Below are 18752 nucleotides of genomic sequence, written 5' to 3' on the forward strand. Positions count from 1 at the left end.
TATTTACCTGAAAAAAATCATGTAAATATCCTAAAACAATTGCTAACAAATAACTTGTACGTTATTGCTCGCAACCGCCTTGGCATAATGGCCTGGTGTCACGCCCATCATCCGCTTAAAATGCCGATGAAAATGACTTTGATCATGAAAACCACATGTTAGTGCAACATCCAGTTGATTGCGGCCCTGCCGTAAGAGTCTTTTTGCCATTCTAAGCCGCGCTTGAATTTGATACTTGTGTGGCGGCAAACCAAACTGTTTTTGAAACGCTCTTAACAAATGGCACGCACTCACTCCTGCTAACCCCGACAGTTCTCGTAAAGATACATCTGAGTCAGGATGCTCATCTAAGAACTGCTTTACCAGTCCCAATGACACATTTGCACGGCTCAGCGGTAACCCCTTATCGAGTGATTTACTGTGCCTAACTACCAACTTAATGAGTGACGAATAAATCAAAGACTCTCTCACCAAACGATTATCCGACTCACCTAGCGTGGTAAACATGGCTCTCAATAAATTTGCTAAGTAAGGGTCATAAACGACCGCATCTGGAAAGTAAGGTGCGCCACGGGCAGTACCTAACTCTTCACTGATAGCTTCAAAAACGTGCGGTGTTGGATACATTGCTTGATATGCCCAACCAGACTCAGTGGCGGAGCAACCATTGTGCACTTCATCAGCATTCACTAAAATAATACTGTGTTGAGGTGCAATATGATTGCCGCCCGTGCGATAAAACTGTTGCGCTCCTGATTCAATCACCCCAATTGTATACCCTTCATGGCTGTGACGAGAAAAGTTCTGTTTTTGGTATTGTGCATTAAGCAATTCGATACCACCTAATTCAGAAGCATATGCAAAATCAGCAATTTCAGTGCGCTTTTTCATTGTGATTTCTCATTATGATACCTAACCGCCCCATTGACGCGTTAAAATTTCGCCTCGATTAACATATGTGATCGACGAACCTATGGCACATACCACAGTGCCGTTATTAACTTTAACCTCAGCTCTGGATAAGCGAATTTGCCCAATAAAGCTATTTTTCTCACTCTCGGCGTTGCTTTCATTTGCAATAGCCCGCTATTACTGCATAAAAGCGCCTTGATATTGAACAAAATATCATCATTGGATTGTACGTAAGTTTGTTTGCAAAACATTTTCTATTCCAAAACCCTTACCCAAACCTGAGGTTACTTTAGCGTAAATTAAGCACTCGGTTTTGTACAAAAACGGCATATTCCAGTAATTTAATATCGCATTAATGACTTATATTACCTATTAATGCATGTAACGCGGCTTTATGCCCTTGATATGCACTTCGACCTAGTACCGTCAAAGATACCCAAGTCCGTTTATACCCGGTTTCAGCTCGTTGTTTAGAGATACGAATATAATCAGACTCCTCTAATACTTTCAGCTGTTTGGATAATACCGAATCACTGACCTCCAATTGTGTTTTTAATGGTTGAAACTCCATTTCATTTACATTGGCAAGTAATGCACAAATTTGTAAACGCTTCGGCGCGTGGATAACCGTGTCAAACTCAATCCGACTCATTGCAACCTCGTGTTACACTGACTTCATTTAATGGGTAACAATATTGAGCTACCGCCATTAACATCATATTTGTAACACTCCCCACATAAGCAGACCACATCACCCCTTCTAGAAAATAAACTCTAGAGAGTGTGATGATGACACCGAACGTCACCCCCAACCCAATAAAGTAAACGCCACCTAATGTAGACCTTGGTAACATTAATAATTTGATGCCTTTACGCTTCAAGTAATGTATGCCGAAATAACCCGCAGCCAGAAATACCGCAAAAAACATCATCGCCGCCAATGCCCATTCGTTCTCATGGGCCATATTGGCATAAGAAAATGTAAACAAACCATAACTTATCGAACATAGCAAAATAAGCCATATTGGAAATCGTACTAAGGTTTCTAAACGCTGCTCTGTTGCTTCAATTAAGGCCAATGCTTCTTTCGCTTTACTGACACCTGTATTTTCCAATTCCATTTTCATGCTCACTTTGGTTACTCAACTTTCTTTCCACACTGGAAACTAAATTAATCCTAGCATCTACTTTCCAATATGGAAAGCACCTTTGAACCCAGATAAATTAGTCAAACTTGCGTAGTTGATAACATTTATTTTCATAAAAACGTAATAAATTTGTAAAATACAGATAAATAAATTAACTTATCGGCTGTTTTTATGTGACAACAATAAAAGTACTTACAGCGTCTGACGCTGAATATTTCAAAGGAATAGTATGAAAATCAAAAACCTCAGTGCATGTCTGATCTTGCTCACCACCACAACCGCAAGTGCATTTACGCAATTAGGTGGTGGCGGCATTATGCCAATGGGACACGAATGGTTAACCCGTACAGCTGCATTAGAAGTCTTAGATGCGGAACACATTATTGATGTAGACCCAAATGATCCTCGTCAACATTGGCAGCAAGGCCTCGCTAAAAATATAGATATTAGCAACGCGTTAGAAGAAATCAGCCGAATTCAAGCCTCTGCTAATCACAATACCAGTTACCAACCTAAATATGATGATGTTTACTCAGCAATAGTGGGCGAACGATGGGTCGATATTGCAGGCTTTAATGTCACCAACGCAAGTACCGATCCCACAGGCCCAAATTGTTTCAATGCTGTTTCACAAGAGCCCGCTGATTTACAACAAGACCATTTCATGCGTCGTTATGATGATATTGGTGGACAAGGCGGGGTTAATGCCGCATACAGGGCACAAGCACGTTTTATCAATCATTTTGTTAATGCGGCGATGGCCAATGATAAGCGTATGAAAGTGTGGGATGGGGGCGGTACCTCAGCCAATACGGAAGTTGATCATAATTACTTTTTATTTGGTCGCGCAGTGCATTTATTTCAAGATTCATTTAGTCCGGAACATACCGTTCGTTTAGCGGATGATAATTACGAAAAAGTATGGCAAGTAAAAGCGTACTTGTGCTCACAAGGTGCTGAACAACATACCCATAATACTTCTGATGTTTTAAATTTCAGTAGCGGTGATGTTATTTGGAAAGAGCAAACACTGGGGCAATCTGGCTGGGACACTTATAAAGCCAGTAACATGAAGCCCGTTGCTTTGGTTGCATTAGAAGCCAGTAAAGACTTATGGGCTGCGTTTATTCGAACGATGGCGGTCGACATGTCACAACGCGAAAGTCATGCAAAACTCGAAGCACAACAGTTGGTTAATAACTGGCTATCGTTTGATGAGCAAGCCATGTTGTCGTGGTATCAAAATCAACAACACCGAGACCATACCTATGTTTTAGCCCCCAATGATAGTGGTAAAGGCAAAACCCTCGCGGCATGCATGGCCGAACTCAATGTGGGAACTACTGACCAAAGTGCGCGAGTAGCACAGCTTGATGAAGAGCGTCGTCAGTGTTTATTTAATATTGAAGCGCAGCCAGGTTACAGTGATTTAAATGACCCTTATATGAGTATGCCGTATCACTGGCGCTGGAAATCGTTGACTTGGAAAACCCCGCCAAGCAACTGGCAGGCACCCAACATATCCGCTGATATAGGAAAAACCGTAACCATTCGTTCGGCCAGTGCGGGACGCGCAATGGCGAGTCAAAACTTAACCAATAATGCGCCCCTAACAGGTCACGCTACATCCGAGGTTACTTGGATAAAAGTCCCAGCAAACGACAACGCTTATTACTTTCGAAGCCAACAAGCGCCTAGCTTATTTCTCAGTTATAGCAGCGCTTCTTCGGGGTATGCCAAGTTATGGGATTCACCAAATCAAGCAGCGTACGAGCTCATCTATCAAGGAGGGGTTTGGAACATCAAAAATACCTATTGGCAACAATATATTTGGTATAACTCAGATGAAAGTAGACCACAATTAACACGCGCAGGTGCGCCACATAAAGCACATTCTAAATGGATAATTACTGAGCGTTAATACTTTGCTTGAGCGCTTTATTTTCCCGCCCTGCATTTAACATAGAATACTCCCAACCAGACCTAAAGGCTCATGACGAGCCTTTATTTCATCTTTACCGAACGTAAGGGATCATTAACTGTCCTTCACGGCCATTACCATATTCAATATCTATATAGTAGCTGTGCCTATTAGGCTTTTTATATTGTGGGTCTTGTGTATCGATGGCTAAAACCACACGATGTCCCGCTGGTACGTCATACGCAGTTGTCGCCATTTCAAATTCAAGTTTCGTCACCCCTCCAGCCGCTGCTTTTGGCAATGTGTACACACCATGGGTGATTAGCTTTGCAACGCCAAACACATTCATATCGTACAAATAGGCGACCACTTGCGCCTGAGTTGCATGTGGTTGTACATAGATGCTTAACGCTGGGTTCCCCCTGATCTTCATCGTTTTAGCTGTCTTTGGCGATTGATAGTAAATGCTGCGAATATCTGATGCAGCATAGATATTACTGTAAATTGGGACTTCTAATTGCTCCAATATTTGCGAGAGCACAGGAATACTGGTGGTAAATAGCGTGCCCGCCCATGCATTTAAAGTATTATCTTTACTGTTTTCTGCACCATATGGCGTAACCTCCAAGTCGCCATTATCAAACCAAGTTCTGGGATGTAAAAAATACTGCTGAGTCTCAATTTCTGAACTTGATAGAGAAGTAAATTGATCGGTATTATCGCTAAACTTCACTTTCATATTGATGGGTTTTTCACTGGGTAACTGACTTGGTAATTGCTTTAAATGTATATCAAACCAGTGATATACATTTTCCCACACTCGGTTTTCTCCTATACCCAGTAGGTCGGGTAAAATCTCCGCCGTACCATGCGTACCTGGCAGCAAGTCGATGTATTTCGGGGTGGTTAATTGCTCAAATAAGGTCATTAAACTATTCGGCTGAAATAAATTATCGCCATAGCTTTTCGCTAAGTATATGGCTGTGCCATTGGCGTTCAATTTATCAACATACTCAGAGGGCGAGCGCACTAATGCCCAATCAATGACCTCAGGTAAGGTACTTTCATCGTGAGACTTTATTGCCTCCCAGTAACGTGGCACATTGGCATCAAGATTGCCAGTTAACTGACCAGACAGGGTTAATATTTCTCCCCAAGCCAGCCTCGGTGACTGATTGCCATACAATGAATCAACCAGACTGCCCCAACTACTTAATGCAGCCACTGCTTTGACCCGACTGTCGTGCGCAGCACCGATTAAACTAATGCCTGAACCATACGAGATACCACCAGTGCCAATCGCATTTTCATCTACTGGGTAGTTATCAATGAGGAAATCAATTGCCCTGCTGTAATCTGCAATATCGTTGGGTCCTGCGGTATCCACCACGCCTTCAGAGCCACCAAAGCCTCGCGTTGCGTAGCTCAGTACAATATATCCACGTTCAGCCAAATAAGCGGCTTGCTTAATATATTGGTACTCATTGAGTGCCCAACTGTTAATGAATATCACCGCAGGGGCTTTTTCAACTAACTGCGTTGGTACAAATATATTGGCTTTTAGATGTAAACCATCCTCCGTTATGATCTCAATCGAATCGTCAATTGTGAATCGCTCTGAGCGAGGCAGAAGTATCTCTTGTGGCTTACTTAACCAATCAAGTATAGGTAAGTGTGAAGCCGCAATGGCGTTGTTACACACCAATAATACGCTAAGCTGCGTAATCAATAATATCGTAAATATGTGAGTCGTTATTTTCATTATCTGTCCTTAACTGTTGTCAATGAATCATAACTAGTGCAAAAACACCACTAGTTACAATTAATTTACTTTAGTAGGACATGCTGAAGTTGCAAACTTTCTGACAATCGTTGTACTTGTCACACTGCGCTCAAACATTCAATTCATTCAGCATTTTTATAAGCTATGCCACCAGCGGGTCTCTTGCGACTCACAACATCCCACGGTGGTCACCTCTCCCACAATCGGTGTATTTAGCACAACTGACTGTTTGTCCGCGGCACTCAGTGCTCGCTCTAATGGTTCATACCAAGCATGAAATGCCAAGTCGAAGGTGCTATTGTGAATAGGGATCATTACCTTTCCTTGCAAATCAATATGCGCTTGTACTGATTGTTCTGGGGTCATGTGTACGTCCGCCCAATCCTCATCATAAGCACCTGTTTCGAGTAAAGTGTAATCAAATGGACCATATTTATCACCGATGGTTTTAAACCCTGAAAAATACCCCGAGTCGCCGCTAAAATAGAGACTTTCATTATCCGTTTTTATAACCCACGACCCCCATAGCGTGGTGTTTGCATCACTCAGGCCGCGTCCTGAAAAATGCTGCGTTGGTGTAAATGCGACTAAAGTGTCTTTTGTCTCTAGCTCTTGCCACCAATCAAACGCCACTATCTTCTGCTTATCAACTCCCCACGCAGCTAAGTCACCTTCGACCCCTAGCGGCACCAAAAACTGAGCGGTTTTATATGCCAACGCACGAACCGCCGCCTTATCTAAGTGATCATAATGATTATGCGAAATAATAACTTTATCTATATTCGGTAATGCGGCTATGGATATCGGCGCTGGTTGAAAGCGCTTTGGCCCCAAAAAACTAAAAGGTGACGCTCGCTCTGAAAATACCGGATCTAATAACCAGTATTCACCTTTCACCTTCAGTAAAATCGAAGAGTGACCAAGTTTGATAATATGTACTTTATCGTTACTGAGCGCTGCCAACGAACCCGTTGTAATCGTTGCCATAGGGAGGCGACTTGTCGGTTCTGTATCGACTCTGTTTTCAGTGATGTAGCGTTTTACGATCCCGAGGGTTTTACTGATTGATTGTGGTGCAATAGTCACTAAGTTATTGAACTGTTTACCGTCGTACTGAGCCGATTTGCGCTCTACCTCGACATTCGCGACCAAATTACTATTCACACTATACCCTCCTATCACCGCACATATTATTATGCTCAGTCCAATCCACAACATTCTCATATCACCACACTCAAAGTAAACTATACGGTGTAGTTTTTCACTAAAACAAATAAAAGTAAACTAATTAGTGCACTTTTTTAGTGGCTTGATAAAATATCTAACAATAGTATTAGGGTAAGTACATGAAACTATCAGACAAAAAACGATTACAAATATTAGATGCGGCACAAGATTTATTTTATCAATACGGACTAGACCAAACCAGTATGGATACGGTGTCGAGTCATGCTGGGGTATCTAAGCGCACCGTCTATAATCATTTTTCCTCAAAAGAGGTACTGTTTCATGCGATTTTAGACCGCATGCTCGAAAAGGTCGCCAATGTCAGTGCTATAGAATTTGACAGTACTCGCCCGATACAAGCCCAATTAAGCGACATTGCCACGCAAGAAGTGGCCTTACTTACTTCAAGCGAATTTTTAAAAATCGGTAAAATTGCCTTTATGCAAATGCTGCAACAGCCTGAACTGGCCAAATCACTCTCAGCTAACTCTATCGGCTGCATGACATATTTTAGTGAGTTTTTAATGCAAGCCTCTGCCGCTGGAGCACTCAAAATCACAGATGCTGACTACGCAGCAAAGCAGTTTGTGTATCAATTAAAGTCATTTACTTTTTATCCACTACTTTACGGCTTTGAAGAGGTCAGTGACATAGCAATGAACCGAGCAATTGAAGAAACGGTGATGATGTTCGTTGCACGGTATCAGCCTTAAAAGTAATAAGTAAGCGCTAACTTTAGCCTCTAACAATTCGCTTTTTAATGAATTTTATTACCCGTTAACAAGGTAATAGTAAAACAATAAGTTAGGCTCGATTTTATTTTTTGACAATAGTGTCAAAAAAGGCATTGATTGGCCTGCCAGCAAAGTCAGTGGCAAGCCAAAATAAAAGCGTAATTCAGACCTCGGCTTTAAGCCTGAATTACGACTCAACATTCAATTAAAGTGTATAGCGTCGTTGCATACCAACGAGCAACAATCCAAGTAAATAAAACCAGCTTACCGTGCCGCCGCTACTGTCATTACGGTTACCCGTCGCATCCGTTGAAATAGGTGCGGTTGAAACTGGCTGAGTGGAAATAGTCACATTGACTTTTTTACTTGCCGTCACCCCTACTGCATCAGATACCATCACAACAAAGCTATCTGTACCTCCGGTGCTGGTGTTAGGTGCATATGTTACAACGCCTTGACTATCAACATCGGCACTACCTAGCGTAGCTTGATCGGTAATTTCAAAGGTTAACTTATCGCCATCAACATCTGTCACATCAAGTGCAACACGCTTCGTTTGGCCTAATCCAACTAACAGAGTGACAGGTTGGTCATTAAATAAAGGTGCATCATTAATGGGCTTTATATTAATTGTTAAGTTAAATTCACTCGCGCCACCGTGAGCATCCGTTACCAATAGCTTTGCGGTATCGGTACCATTGGCGTTACCCGCTCCTACATAGCTTAGCGTGGTATTGTCTTGAATTGTAACAGTACCTTTTTTGGGCTCATTAAGAATACTAAACGTGACACTATCATTTTCATTATCTGAGGGCGAAAGGTCGGTCATCGTTTGACCATCTTCATCTAAATTCAGCGTCAAATCACCTTGTTGTGGCGCGAAGTTTATTTGAGAGCGTTGTAAACGTCCTGCGCTATTCATAGGTACCGTAAACAAATCATTCTCAAAACCGGCGCCAATACCATTGGTACTGATATCTAAATTCTCATCAACCATCGCGGGCTTTTCAGGTACAGAAATATCGAGTAAAGCCCCTTGAGAGCCGATTGCTATCAAGTAATTGCCATCAATGTGTAATGTGGCAGTGGCAGCGGCAGTGGCAGTACTGCGACCCACTTCAACACTTGGTAATTCCACGGGCTCAGCCGGATTACTTATGTTGTAAGGCGTGATTGCAAAGCGCCCATTCTCAAGAGCTACTGGAATATAAAGATAATTATCTTTAACAGCAACATTGCCATATATTGCATAATTACGCTTAATGCGGGTGAGCTCAGTTACGTTTGATAAATCTGACGTATCATACACAGCAACCTCACTAGGGTATCCCATAGGTACAAATAGCACATACTCAGACGCGACCATTCCCACTTTATCAGTGTAAGAGCCTAATGGACTTGTTATGGTCGACATTATATTTTTTGACTCATCAATGAAGCTTAACTGACCAAACGCTACAGCTGCATAGCCATTTTTAAGTTTGATAATCTGGCCATCGCTGCCCAGACTACCCAAACTGCCATGACGTGTGCCGACATTGATATTGTTTTTTAAATTCTCAACCAAATGAGACTCTAATTGAGCACTATCATTAATAACCATTTCATCCCCCTCCCATACAACGCCTTGTAGGCTATATCCACCATGGTACGTTGCATTGAGCGACGCTGGGTCGGTATCGCCCATACCCCAAAAATACAAATTATGATTAAAGGTAGCGACTGCAAGCTCATTGCCATGCATTGCAATGTCCCCTATAACACCCGATTGAGAGAAGCTGTGTAAATTGGTTAGCGTTGTGTTATCTTCAATTTTTAAAGCTGAAATGCCTTCAGAGCCCTGTGTAATAAATAATGTATCATCAGCAATGAGCATATCACGGTTGAATCCATAATCTGATGGTGTTAACGAAAACCTATGCGAAATCGTTTTGTCATGGCCTATTTGAAAAACATCCACGTCTCCAAAAGTGTCTAAACCAAAAATTAAGTTTCCTTTTACTTCAAGGGCGCTATACCAAGAGTTACTTTCATGTTCAAAGATAACTTGTAACGCATCGCCTTTCAGTTGTGCTACCTGAAACCCCCAATTTTCATATGATAATAACCACAAATCTCCAGACATTTTAGAAACGTAATACTTCGACTTTGCGTTTTTAAGTGTCAGCTCGACGACCGCTTGCGGTGAGCCATCATCTGCCAACGGCAGCTTATAAAGCCCTGCTGGGGTGTCATCTTGATTACTTGTAAGGTATAAGGCGTGATTGTCGTAAGAGACACTGAAGTGAACACGGTAATCTGGTTCATTGGGTCTAATACCAAAATTGACTGCGCTGTTGTGTTTTATTGCGCCATTATCTTCAATATTAAAGTGGATTACTGACATTCCACTTTTGGGGTCCACTGAACTCCAGTCACCACTCACAACATACAAATTACCGCTATTACCAGAAACAAGCTGAGCCATAGGATTTGAAATGCCAACCCTGAACTCGTTCACAATGGTCAGCTTTTCATTCGTCAACGTTGCTGAAGTGAGATAATTGCCGAAGGCACTTTCAGCTAGTATCACCCAATACCCATTAACATAACTTAAGCCGAGAATACCCCGATAGGGTAAGTCATCTTTTGGGCTAATTAATGGCGTTTGGCTGATAAGGTCAAACCCTTTCTCGCGATACCGCAACACATCAATAGTGCCACTTTTATTGGCGCTGCCTCCGCCTGTAAGCCCAGATACGAGCAACACACCATCGTGGTACGCCATTTTATTGTAACGATCTGAACCAAAGGTCTCTTTTAGTATTAATGAAGCCGCTTTTTCTTGTGCATTACCCGCAAACGCGATTAAAAAGAGTGTGGTTATTAAGAACGTATTTCTCATTATTAAAGAAATACTTTTGTATATACTCATGAGTTTTCCATGTATTTATTATCATCGATATCCAATCAGGTATTTCCTAAACTACAACTCTGTAGTCTGTTAGTCATGTATGTTACCTGTGGTAAGAGCGCGGAATTATAATCAACTGCTAACTTTGTTTCAATAAACTCAACAAAAAATCAAAGTGCGCTCTGGTCTCAGATAATAAATATCGCATACCGAACCCGCCCAAAAAAGCAACCAGTCGCTAAAATAATGCGCTCCTCTCATCAAATAAAAAGTGTCAAATGACCGATTCAATTACATCTAAACGACCTGTAGCTCACACCAAAAATCCACATTATATTGCCGCCCATTTGTAATTCTCACTTTAAAGCCATATGGCTGTGTAAAATAACTGTAAAATCACTTTAATCTGGACTATACCAGATTGTCATTTTTATTTATTAACTTGGTTATGCTCTTTTAATAACCAAGTTAATATTATGAACAAGACACTCAAAGCAAGCTTAGCCACTTTATTATTTGTACCGACGCTTTATGCACAACCTGCGTGTGATACGACCCAAAATCAATTTACCTTAATTAACTGGAACGCATGGGAGATGGGTAACAACACTCGCTACCCATTTTCAGCGGTTAGGCAAAATCTGCTTCAATACAATCCAGATGTGATCACACTGCAAGAAGTTAAGCATTGCGGTAATGGGTTTTATTCTTTATTTCAACCTAACGTTGATTTTAATTATGCCAATATGTGGTGTGCACAAGCTCAAGCATATCCTGGTACTGGCGCAGGTTCAGCGGGAAGTTATGGTATTGGAATTGCCAGTCATTATTCGAGCCTTTCGGATAAAGTACTCCATGAGATTAATGGTAGAACCATATTAGGTGCAAAGTATCAAATTAATGGTAAAGCAATTTGGGTATGGTCGGCGCACACCGCGTTTGTAACAAGCGAAACCGATAAAAAACGACTGCAAAACTTTAATACGATAAGCGCCGTAATTAATGACCATGTGTTACCCAACGAAGCCGTTATATTAACCGGTGACTTTAATGCTAATCTAGACGACCCTTGGGGAAGTAATGACCCTGAGCGAGGTGAAATGCAAGTTTTTTGGGACAATGGTTTTGAAGACCTGTGGCGCGAGCAATACCCTGATATCAACGATAGTCTGGGCTACACATACTACAACATAAGCAGAATTGACTACATTTTAGCGAGAAACCTGCCTGAGCATTGGCATATAGATGCCTTAGAGGTACTCAATAATGTGTGGTGCGAGTTAGGCTTAAATAATGAAGGGAAATCGATAAGTTGTGGTGCGGATGGAAGCATAGATCACGACCCCATACTACTGCGATTTGATACCAGTGATCATGCAAACCAAAAAACACGTATCGCATTGCTAAAAAACACAGGAGCAGAACAAGGCACTGCACACTGGAGTGGTGATATAGAGTCGCTCAACAGCAACGCATGTGATTCCGTACCCGCAGCACACGGCTCGAAGCTTTTCGCTGTCGGGGGAGTATGTACCAATGAAAGTGCGTTAGGCCACGCATCACAGCATGTTGATTTAAACGATTACGCTGCTGATATCCAGCGGGGTAATACAACCTTATACTGGGGTGGCCTGCTTCGTAATTATAATGGCACAGATGTGCCTAGCATGACTGTTTCATTTCATGATGCACAAGGCAACACCCTTGCCTCTCATCCGGCAAGAGGGTCACTGAGGTCGTCTTGGACTTTACAATCAAATAAAGCGTTAGTACCTGAAACCACCAGTTACGCGGTCATACATTTAACAGGGACTCGTCATGGCGGAACAGATAATGATAGCTATTTCGATGAAGTATTTTTAGACATTGAAGTGGCCAGTGGCTGTGAGTAACCTAGCCAGTTAAGCGTATCTTAGTCAGTAACGCATAAGAAATAAGCGCTTATAAATATTGAAACAATGAGCACATGCTATCAGTGATAACTATACTACGTGCCCGTGTTATTTTATATCTTGTGCGTTTTATTTCTAGAACGCTCTATATCTATGTATGTAACCTCAGCTCTGGATAAGCGAATTTGCCCAATAAAGCTATTTTTCTCACTCTCGGCGTTGCTTTCATTTGCAATAGCCCGCTATTACTGCATAAAAGCGCCTTGATATTGAACAAAGTATCATCATTGGATTGTACGTAAGTTTGTTTACAACAATATTTCCTATTCCAAAACCCTCATCCAAACCTGAGGTTATGTAAATTTAAAGTCTTAGGCGTTTAATTATAAGCGCCTAAACAAACAAAACTATCAACTCGGTTGATGCGCCTCATCTCTCACTATCGTTAATTTGTTCTGAAGGTTAACCCAACGCCATAACACTATCCAGCCTGCTATCACATCGTATTCTTTTACATTAAATAAGCTAAGCGGCCACTGTTCTCAAGACCAAAATACAGTCCTGCACCGCCTCCTGTAGCCCCAAAAATAAGGCCTAATAACCCTCCAATATACTGTACTCTTTGCTGGCTTTTAGTGGCCCCCGCACACAGCTTGTGGGTAATCTTGTTAAGATGCAATGTGCTCCAAACGAGCCAACCCACGATGACCATAAAACCCAATACAGGAATTAGCCAACCTTGTGTAAACCCGTAACCTAGGCTCATGACGCCAGCCCCGATACCAACTGCAATAAAATTATGATTTCTTATTTGTGTTACTGCTTGCCTATCGCGTTCATTATCTAACTTATTTGAAACTAAGCGGGAACTCCACCATATCGCAAACATCGCTGCTAGTGCGCCAATACCAGCCCCACCTAGCATCATCAACAACTTACTGTACCAAGGTGTTGGCGCAGCAGCTGCACCAATCGACGCCGCAACAGGGGTTGATGATATGCTTATGGCACTAAGACTCGCCAGTTCTATTGGTGCATTGGCTAAAATAACACGGCCATAGTCGTTTAATATTTGCGACTTAATTTTTTCTCGTACTCGTTGTAAACGCTTTCTGACTGTTGCAGGTTCAAGGTCGAGCAAACGCGCTACGGCTTCACAACTTTGTTCTTCGCGATAATACAGTAAAGTAATCTCTCGGGATTCATCTGGAAGCTGCTCAACCAAATGCGCGATGAGTTGTCTCTGCTCTGCTTGCTGCAGTGTTATTTCTAAATCAGCCCCGTCACAGGCTAACTTTGCCAATAGCTTTGCGGCAGTCTCCACATCTAATTCAACATTTACTGTATTACGGCGTAAGCTATTCATGGCAGTATATCGCGTAATTTGACGAACCCAAGATAAAAAGCAGCTCGGTTCTTTAAGTTGATTTATATCTGACCATACCTTGATATACACCTTTTGCATCACATCTTTAGCTGCATCAATATCACGAACAATGCCTATTGCAATACACTCAACAACGTTGCGAGAGTATTTTATTAACAACGTAAAAGCATCAACATTACCCGTTTGTGCCCGTAATACCTGAGTGTTTAATTCGGTCTCTGTAAGCATGTCTGTCATCTATTTTCTCTTATTAAAGTAAGCTTACTAACAAGACACCACCCAAGCACACCGTGTGACCACATTTATTTCTATTCATTTACCCTCACTTTAAGCCCATACGTTTCAAGTCCCGTTTTTAGAACCTAAAAATTAAACCCTAATCACGTCAATGCACGACAAGGGTTTAAATTGCGTTCTTATCCCTTTATGGCTCACTGCCATCTTGTCCGGCCCACGTCCAAGATGGGTATAACGTGCCATTTACTGTGGCATTGTTTCCCACTAAAATAGACTGCGGTTTATTTACTTTGACCCAATTACTGGCTGTTGAATGCTCAAGTTCAAACACCACATTACCATACAAAAAATATGGCCCCGTGATAGACGAATTCCGATATGCCGCAAACAACGTTTGCCCCCCCATTTGCAACTGGCCCACTGAGCTTTCGCGATTCACATCAACCGCGGCCTTGCTCCAGATCATCAAAGAATCGATGTGTGTTTTATTATCTGCTAAAAAATAACCATTGCCCGACACTTGCACTGCTAAAAATCGGTTTGCCGTATTTGAACGTGCCATAGAGGTATCTAATACATCGACCATATTGTCTTCATTGTCGGCATCAAATTGTGCAACCGAACTGCCTGATATCGCAAAACCAGACTTTGAGAATTGTGAAATATACGCGGTACTATTATCAGTGATAACAAAAGGATAAAGTACATCGCTGGTAGAAGATTTAGCATTAGACGTGATATTTTGTAACGTAGCAACGCTGTTCTGAGTTACGGTTATGGCACGCGTATTACTGTCGACTTGAATATTGAAGTCTTTCAAAACAACAGTGCTGTTCGCAATTCTTAGTGCTTCTTGTGCATCGACGCCCGTACCCAGTACAATCGAGCCACTTTGCTCTGCGTCGTTGCTAATTTCGATATTCCGTTGCGCAATAATAACGGGCCCAGAGCACGCGCCGCTCACTGTAAATCTGCGCGGCTGTATCGTCCAACGACTGTAAGATATGGCTTTATTCAGTGCTTCAGGGTCGGTGTTACAGTTTACGCGTGTTGCCCATTGCGGTGAATGAATTAACGCAGCGTCCTGCTGTTGAATTTCACGGTATTGATCATCATTGATGTTATTATGCGCGAGTGCGTGGTTAACAGCGAATAGGCTTGTTATCACCCCAACGCATATTATGATCCGCTTATGATTGGTCATTAAACTATCCTTTTTACATGTTATTGTTTCTTGTCGATTTTTCGTACAAGTTGCAAAGGCTCATCTCAGTCGTAAATAACTGAAAATAATATACGTTTGCAAATACAAACCATAATGTAACTAGGTAGTCGGCGCAATTGATGGTATAAAAAACAAACATGAAAAAACATCAGGTGTAAACCTATTGCCCATGTCAGGTATTAATTTAGTGAATAAAAAACTCTTCAACATCTTCTTTGATATCGGTGTACTCATCGTCACTGAGCTCTAGCGCAATCATCACATCATCTCTAAAGGCGTGCCAATCAGCACAAGAGCGAAAGCTTTTTGCTTCAAAAGCCAAGTTCTCAGCTAATTTCAACGCAGCAAACGTGGCTTTATCGACTTTGTCTTGATCACTATTTAAATAATCACAGTCATGATGGCGTAGAATCATTTGGCATATTGATTTAGGTAGGTGCCATGATGTTGCCAAGAAGTACCCCACAACCGTATGGTTTGTTGGATATACATGCTCTTCATACATCACCAATGTTTTTTCTGGCCGTTCGGCCGCTTTCGTTAGTAGCTGCGCATAATTATCGTATTTCATCGCCATAGCGGGAATGCCTGCATCATGAAATAAGCCAACTAACTGCAAGTTTTCGATGGGGATAGTCGGCTTAACTTGACGACCAATTAACATCGCTATTTGTGAAATATCAGATGCATTATCCCAAAATCGTTCTAATGAAATACTGCAATCATTTTGGCTAAACGCACTTTTTAGCAAATGCCCTGTCACCAACTGCGTTATACAATTTACGCCCAAAAACATGACGGCCTGTTTAATATCAGTCACAGTTCTCGACATACCATAAGCAGGTGAATTAATGACTTTCAAAACGGCTGCTGACGTTGCAACATCTTCTAAAATAATTTTTGCGATTGTGCCAAGCTCGGGCTCATCTTGGTTTAATTCTACTTGTAACTTTTGCAATATTTCAGGTTTTGCAGGCAGGCTAAACCCTGAGCGTAAGTCGTCCAATACTTTGTCGTCAATATCAATCATAATACTTAACTACGAAAAAAGGATTTATTGAGTGTAGTTGAACAATAGCGAGCTGTCTTGGCAAAATCACCGTTAAAAATCGGTGCACGCACCGCCAGATATTGTCATTTTACTGACTGCGTATTTTTTATTTTTGAGCTGTGACCTTATCGCAATGAGTGTGTACCGAATACTTTTCAAGGTTTGCTTATTCACGAGCCACTTCGGCAGTGCACCATTTGGGTTGGCATAAGCCATATACTCAATTCTAAGATCACTGCCTTGTTGATAAAGCTGCCAAGTCGCTTTCACAGGTGCGACACGTATTGCTTTACTGTGTACTTGCCAAAGCTGCGTATCTTTTACTTGTAACTGATAATGCGTGGTGCTCACTTGGGTAAAGCATGAATGGGTGAGCATATCTCTATCTGAAATAGGCCATGGAGCACTGAAATATGTATGTACAATGCGCTCAGACGGTGTAGGGCTTGCAACCAAAGATACTTGCTGACTGGCACTCAACCAATTAGGCACATTCTCTGTGTCATGCAGTAAATTAATAAAACTCCTAACGCTCGTATTTACATACAACGCAGACGCTTTAACATGAATTAAACCTTTCTCTGCGGGCTTATGGTAGATGCTTAACTCCCCTTTCTCATACCACTTATACCATGACTCGGTATACCCTTGCGGTGATACAATACCGATTGCAACCCAAAACGGTAGCAATCGGTATGGTGGGGCTATCGCCAATATGGCAACCCATTCACTGAAACGTCTCGACTTTGCTCCATCGCACTGACCAAGAAATCAGCTTTTTTCTCTAGCCAAGTTTGAATATCTCGTAATGCTTCGCTATCTTGCCCCCGACACAACTGCATCAAATATGACAGTGTGTCTAGTTCATAAATACCATAAACAATGTCAATCCAAGGAGTTCTAAATTCCTGGCGCAGTTCTTTATCATACAGTTTTCCCAAACAATTGCCGCTCAATAACGTATTTTCCAACTGATGACGTAACCGTAAGTAATCCGTTTTTGTGAGTGCCTTATTCTTGGGTAATAAAGCTCTTAAGTCTTGCCAATCTTTATCGAAAAAACCTTTTGCCACTTCATGAATCGGTTGCTCAGCCGCATTAAGTGCTTTCTGGTCCCAATGTTGACGCCATTCTCTATCAACTAACCAACGGGTCAATGTTAAAATAAGACGGTTGTATCGCGCACAATGAAACAAATCTTCAATATCTGTCGCTGTAGGCTGCACATCTTTTAAATCACTAATCACTTGAGATAACTCAGGTGCACTATTGATCTTTTTGTAATAGGCATGGCGTTTTGAAGTATAGGTTTTTAAATAAATTGCATTTTCAACCCACACCAGCTCATCAAGTAACCACTTAAACTCTCCCCGTAACTGTTCTGTTGTTTCTTTATCAACAATGTCAGAGAACAACCTAAATGTATGGCGAATGAGTGTCACACCATCAATAATGCGTTTCAATGTTTTTAAGCTTGGCTTGTTGAAATAACATTGTTCATGCTTTTGCACAAACTGAATACCATAATTAATTGAAGCAACGAGCGCCTGCTCTTGAGTGGCTCCAGGCTGCAATGGTACAAAGCCAATAAATTTATTTGGCTCAAGCGGCTTATTATCCGCTAATCGGTATCCTCTGGCCGCTTTAGAATAGAGCCCTAAACGCAACCCTGATAGATTGATTAAGTGATCGGCCAGTAAAAATAAATCATGACGAGTCCCTTCAACCAATTCAATCTCAAGCTCTGAAATTGGCTCTACTTGCCCTTGTGCAACCACTTCTCCTTTATCTAATACCACTTCAATTTTACTGCCCTGCTCAGTTTCAATTAACCACGTTCTGCGGATGAAATTAGTACTGAAGATCGGGAATAAATTTTCGTTAATACTGCCCACTTGCATACCATGAGGCCAAATTATTGGATCAAAAGCCAGCAAATCTGGTCTAACCGAATTCAGCGGTAAGTTATATTCAGGCCGTTGATGCAATCCCCCAACAACTTCTCCCGCCAACTTAATTGTTTGTTCACAGTCACTATCACAACAGCGGGTGCGCAGACCAATATCAAGTGCGCGCAATTCTCGGTTAGGCGTGTCGTAATATGCGTTTTTTAAATTCCGAGCGGGTTGGTTTTTGACGGTTTTTGCGAATTGAGTGATGAGTCCTGGTATAAGAGGAACTTCATTGTCTGAAAGTAAAAACTTCAGTTCTATTTCAGTGTCCATTAGGGCAAGTTATTACCTATATAATTATCGAACGCCCAAAATATACAATGCACCTACAGTTTGCAATCTTTTTACCATATGTTCTCGGAAGTTTTAGCTATCTCTTGCTATTGATCA

The 18752-nt window shown here is 41.6% G+C and carries 14 protein-coding genes; 3 read left to right on the plus strand and 11 right to left on the minus strand.

Annotation, left to right across the window (positions count from 1 at the left end):
- Positions 1–42: 42 nt before the first annotated feature.
- The 3 genes from J8M01_RS17920 to J8M01_RS17930 form a co-directional block, all read right to left on the minus strand.
- On the minus strand, positions 43–891 hold the full coding sequence (locus J8M01_RS17920) for an AraC family transcriptional regulator (protein ID WP_192506600.1): 849 nt from the start codon (positions 889–891) through the stop codon (positions 43–45).
- Between the two features lie 373 nt (positions 892–1264).
- A complete protein-coding gene (locus J8M01_RS17925; RefSeq protein WP_211058845.1) occupies positions 1265–1564 on the minus strand; it encodes a transcriptional regulator in 300 nt (99 codons plus the stop codon).
- Positions 1551–2033, minus strand: coding sequence for a hypothetical protein (locus tag J8M01_RS17930; protein WP_211058846.1), 483 nt, complete (start codon positions 2031–2033; stop codon positions 1551–1553). The genes J8M01_RS17925 and J8M01_RS17930 overlap by 14 nt, the downstream gene beginning before the upstream one ends.
- Before the next feature lie 256 nt (positions 2034–2289).
- On the opposite strand from J8M01_RS17930, the gene J8M01_RS17935 reads away from it, so the two are divergent.
- The gene (locus J8M01_RS17935) at positions 2290–3981 is read left to right on the plus strand and encodes a hemolysin D (protein ID WP_211058847.1); all 1692 of its coding nucleotides are present in this window, start codon (positions 2290–2292) and stop codon (positions 3979–3981) included.
- A 94-nt stretch (positions 3982–4075) separates the two neighbouring features.
- On the opposite strand, the gene J8M01_RS17940 is transcribed toward J8M01_RS17935, so the two are convergent.
- Complete coding sequence (locus J8M01_RS17940) at positions 4076–5743, minus strand: alpha/beta fold hydrolase (protein ID WP_211058848.1); 1668 nt, start codon at positions 5741–5743, stop codon at positions 4076–4078.
- A gap of 156 nt (positions 5744–5899) precedes the next feature.
- Positions 5900–6988 carry an MBL fold metallo-hydrolase gene (locus J8M01_RS17945; protein ID WP_211058849.1) on the minus strand — a complete coding sequence of 363 codons (1089 nt, stop codon included), beginning with the start codon at positions 6986–6988 and terminating at the stop codon, positions 5900–5902.
- Between the two features lie 122 nt (positions 6989–7110).
- Between J8M01_RS17945 and J8M01_RS17950 the strand changes: the two genes are divergently transcribed.
- Positions 7111–7704 carry a TetR/AcrR family transcriptional regulator gene (locus J8M01_RS17950; RefSeq protein ID WP_211058850.1) on the plus strand — a complete coding sequence of 198 codons (594 nt, stop codon included), beginning with the start codon at positions 7111–7113 and terminating at the stop codon, positions 7702–7704.
- Positions 7705–7930: 226 nt separating this feature from the next.
- On the opposite strand, the gene J8M01_RS17955 is transcribed toward J8M01_RS17950, so the two are convergent.
- Complete coding sequence (locus tag J8M01_RS17955; RefSeq protein ID WP_211058851.1) at positions 7931–10639, minus strand: Ig-like domain-containing protein; 2709 nt, start codon at positions 10637–10639, stop codon at positions 7931–7933.
- Between the two features lie 455 nt (positions 10640–11094).
- On the opposite strand from J8M01_RS17955, the gene J8M01_RS17960 reads away from it, so the two are divergent.
- Positions 11095–12510 (plus strand): endonuclease/exonuclease/phosphatase family protein, encoded by a 1416-nt coding sequence (locus J8M01_RS17960; protein WP_211058852.1) that lies wholly within the window; start codon positions 11095–11097, stop codon positions 12508–12510.
- Positions 12511–13021: 511 nt separating this feature from the next.
- On the opposite strand, the gene J8M01_RS17965 is transcribed toward J8M01_RS17960, so the two are convergent.
- The 5 genes from J8M01_RS17965 to J8M01_RS17985 all read right to left on the minus strand — a co-directional run bounded on the left by J8M01_RS17965 (position 13022) and on the right by J8M01_RS17985 (position 18635).
- The gene (locus J8M01_RS17965) at positions 13022–14125 is read right to left on the minus strand and encodes a sigma-70 family RNA polymerase sigma factor (RefSeq protein ID WP_211058853.1); all 1104 of its coding nucleotides are present in this window, start codon (positions 14123–14125) and stop codon (positions 13022–13024) included.
- A 196-nt stretch (positions 14126–14321) separates the two neighbouring features.
- A complete protein-coding gene (locus tag J8M01_RS17970) occupies positions 14322–15338 on the minus strand; it encodes a hypothetical protein (RefSeq protein ID WP_211058854.1) in 1017 nt (338 codons plus the stop codon).
- 205 nt (positions 15339–15543) lie between these two features.
- Positions 15544–16389: an HDOD domain-containing protein gene (locus J8M01_RS17975; RefSeq protein ID WP_192506589.1), complete on the minus strand. Its 846-nt coding sequence runs from the start codon at positions 16387–16389 to the stop codon at positions 15544–15546.
- Between the two features lie 72 nt (positions 16390–16461).
- Positions 16462–17124 carry an START domain-containing protein gene (locus J8M01_RS17980; RefSeq protein ID WP_211058855.1) on the minus strand — a complete coding sequence of 221 codons (663 nt, stop codon included), beginning with the start codon at positions 17122–17124 and terminating at the stop codon, positions 16462–16464.
- Complete coding sequence (locus J8M01_RS17985) at positions 17115–18635, minus strand: CYTH and CHAD domain-containing protein (RefSeq protein ID WP_211058856.1); 1521 nt, start codon at positions 18633–18635, stop codon at positions 17115–17117. Before J8M01_RS17985 ends, J8M01_RS17980 begins: the two co-directional genes overlap by 10 nt.
- Positions 18636–18752: the final 117 nt, after the last annotated feature.

The organism is Pseudoalteromonas sp. MMG005, assembly GCF_018101015.1.
GTDB classification, from domain to species: domain Bacteria; phylum Pseudomonadota; class Gammaproteobacteria; order Enterobacterales; family Alteromonadaceae; genus Pseudoalteromonas; species Pseudoalteromonas aurantia.

What these genes read in the sequence shown, in the direction of transcription:
- J8M01_RS17920 (WP_192506600.1), bottom strand. Translation starts at nt 891, where the DNA reads ATGAAAAAGCGCACTGAAATTGCTGATTTTGCATATGCTTCTGAATTA.
- J8M01_RS17925 (WP_211058845.1), bottom strand. Translation starts at nt 1,564, where the DNA reads ATGAGTCGGATTGAGTTTGACACGGTTATCCACGCGCCGAAGCGTTTA.
- J8M01_RS17930 (WP_211058846.1), bottom strand. Translation starts at nt 2,033, where the DNA reads ATGGAATTGGAAAATACAGGTGTCAGTAAAGCGAAAGAAGCATTGGCC.
- J8M01_RS17935 (WP_211058847.1), top strand. Translation starts at nt 2,290, where the DNA reads ATGAAAATCAAAAACCTCAGTGCATGTCTGATCTTGCTCACCACCACA.
- J8M01_RS17940 (WP_211058848.1), bottom strand. Translation starts at nt 5,743, where the DNA reads ATGAAAATAACGACTCACATATTTACGATATTATTGATTACGCAGCTT.
- J8M01_RS17945 (WP_211058849.1), bottom strand. Translation starts at nt 6,988, where the DNA reads ATGAGAATGTTGTGGATTGGACTGAGCATAATAATATGTGCGGTGATA.
- J8M01_RS17950 (WP_211058850.1), top strand. Translation starts at nt 7,111, where the DNA reads ATGAAACTATCAGACAAAAAACGATTACAAATATTAGATGCGGCACAA.
- J8M01_RS17955 (WP_211058851.1), bottom strand. Translation starts at nt 10,639, where the DNA reads ATGAGTATATACAAAAGTATTTCTTTAATAATGAGAAATACGTTCTTA.
- J8M01_RS17960 (WP_211058852.1), top strand. Translation starts at nt 11,095, where the DNA reads ATGAACAAGACACTCAAAGCAAGCTTAGCCACTTTATTATTTGTACCG.
- J8M01_RS17965 (WP_211058853.1), bottom strand. Translation starts at nt 14,125, where the DNA reads ATGCTTACAGAGACCGAATTAAACACTCAGGTATTACGGGCACAAACG.
- J8M01_RS17970 (WP_211058854.1), bottom strand. Translation starts at nt 15,338, where the DNA reads ATGACCAATCATAAGCGGATCATAATATGCGTTGGGGTGATAACAAGC.
- J8M01_RS17975 (WP_192506589.1), bottom strand. Translation starts at nt 16,389, where the DNA reads ATGATTGATATTGACGACAAAGTATTGGACGACTTACGCTCAGGGTTT.
- J8M01_RS17985 (WP_211058856.1), bottom strand. Translation starts at nt 18,635, where the DNA reads ATGGACACTGAAATAGAACTGAAGTTTTTACTTTCAGACAATGAAGTT.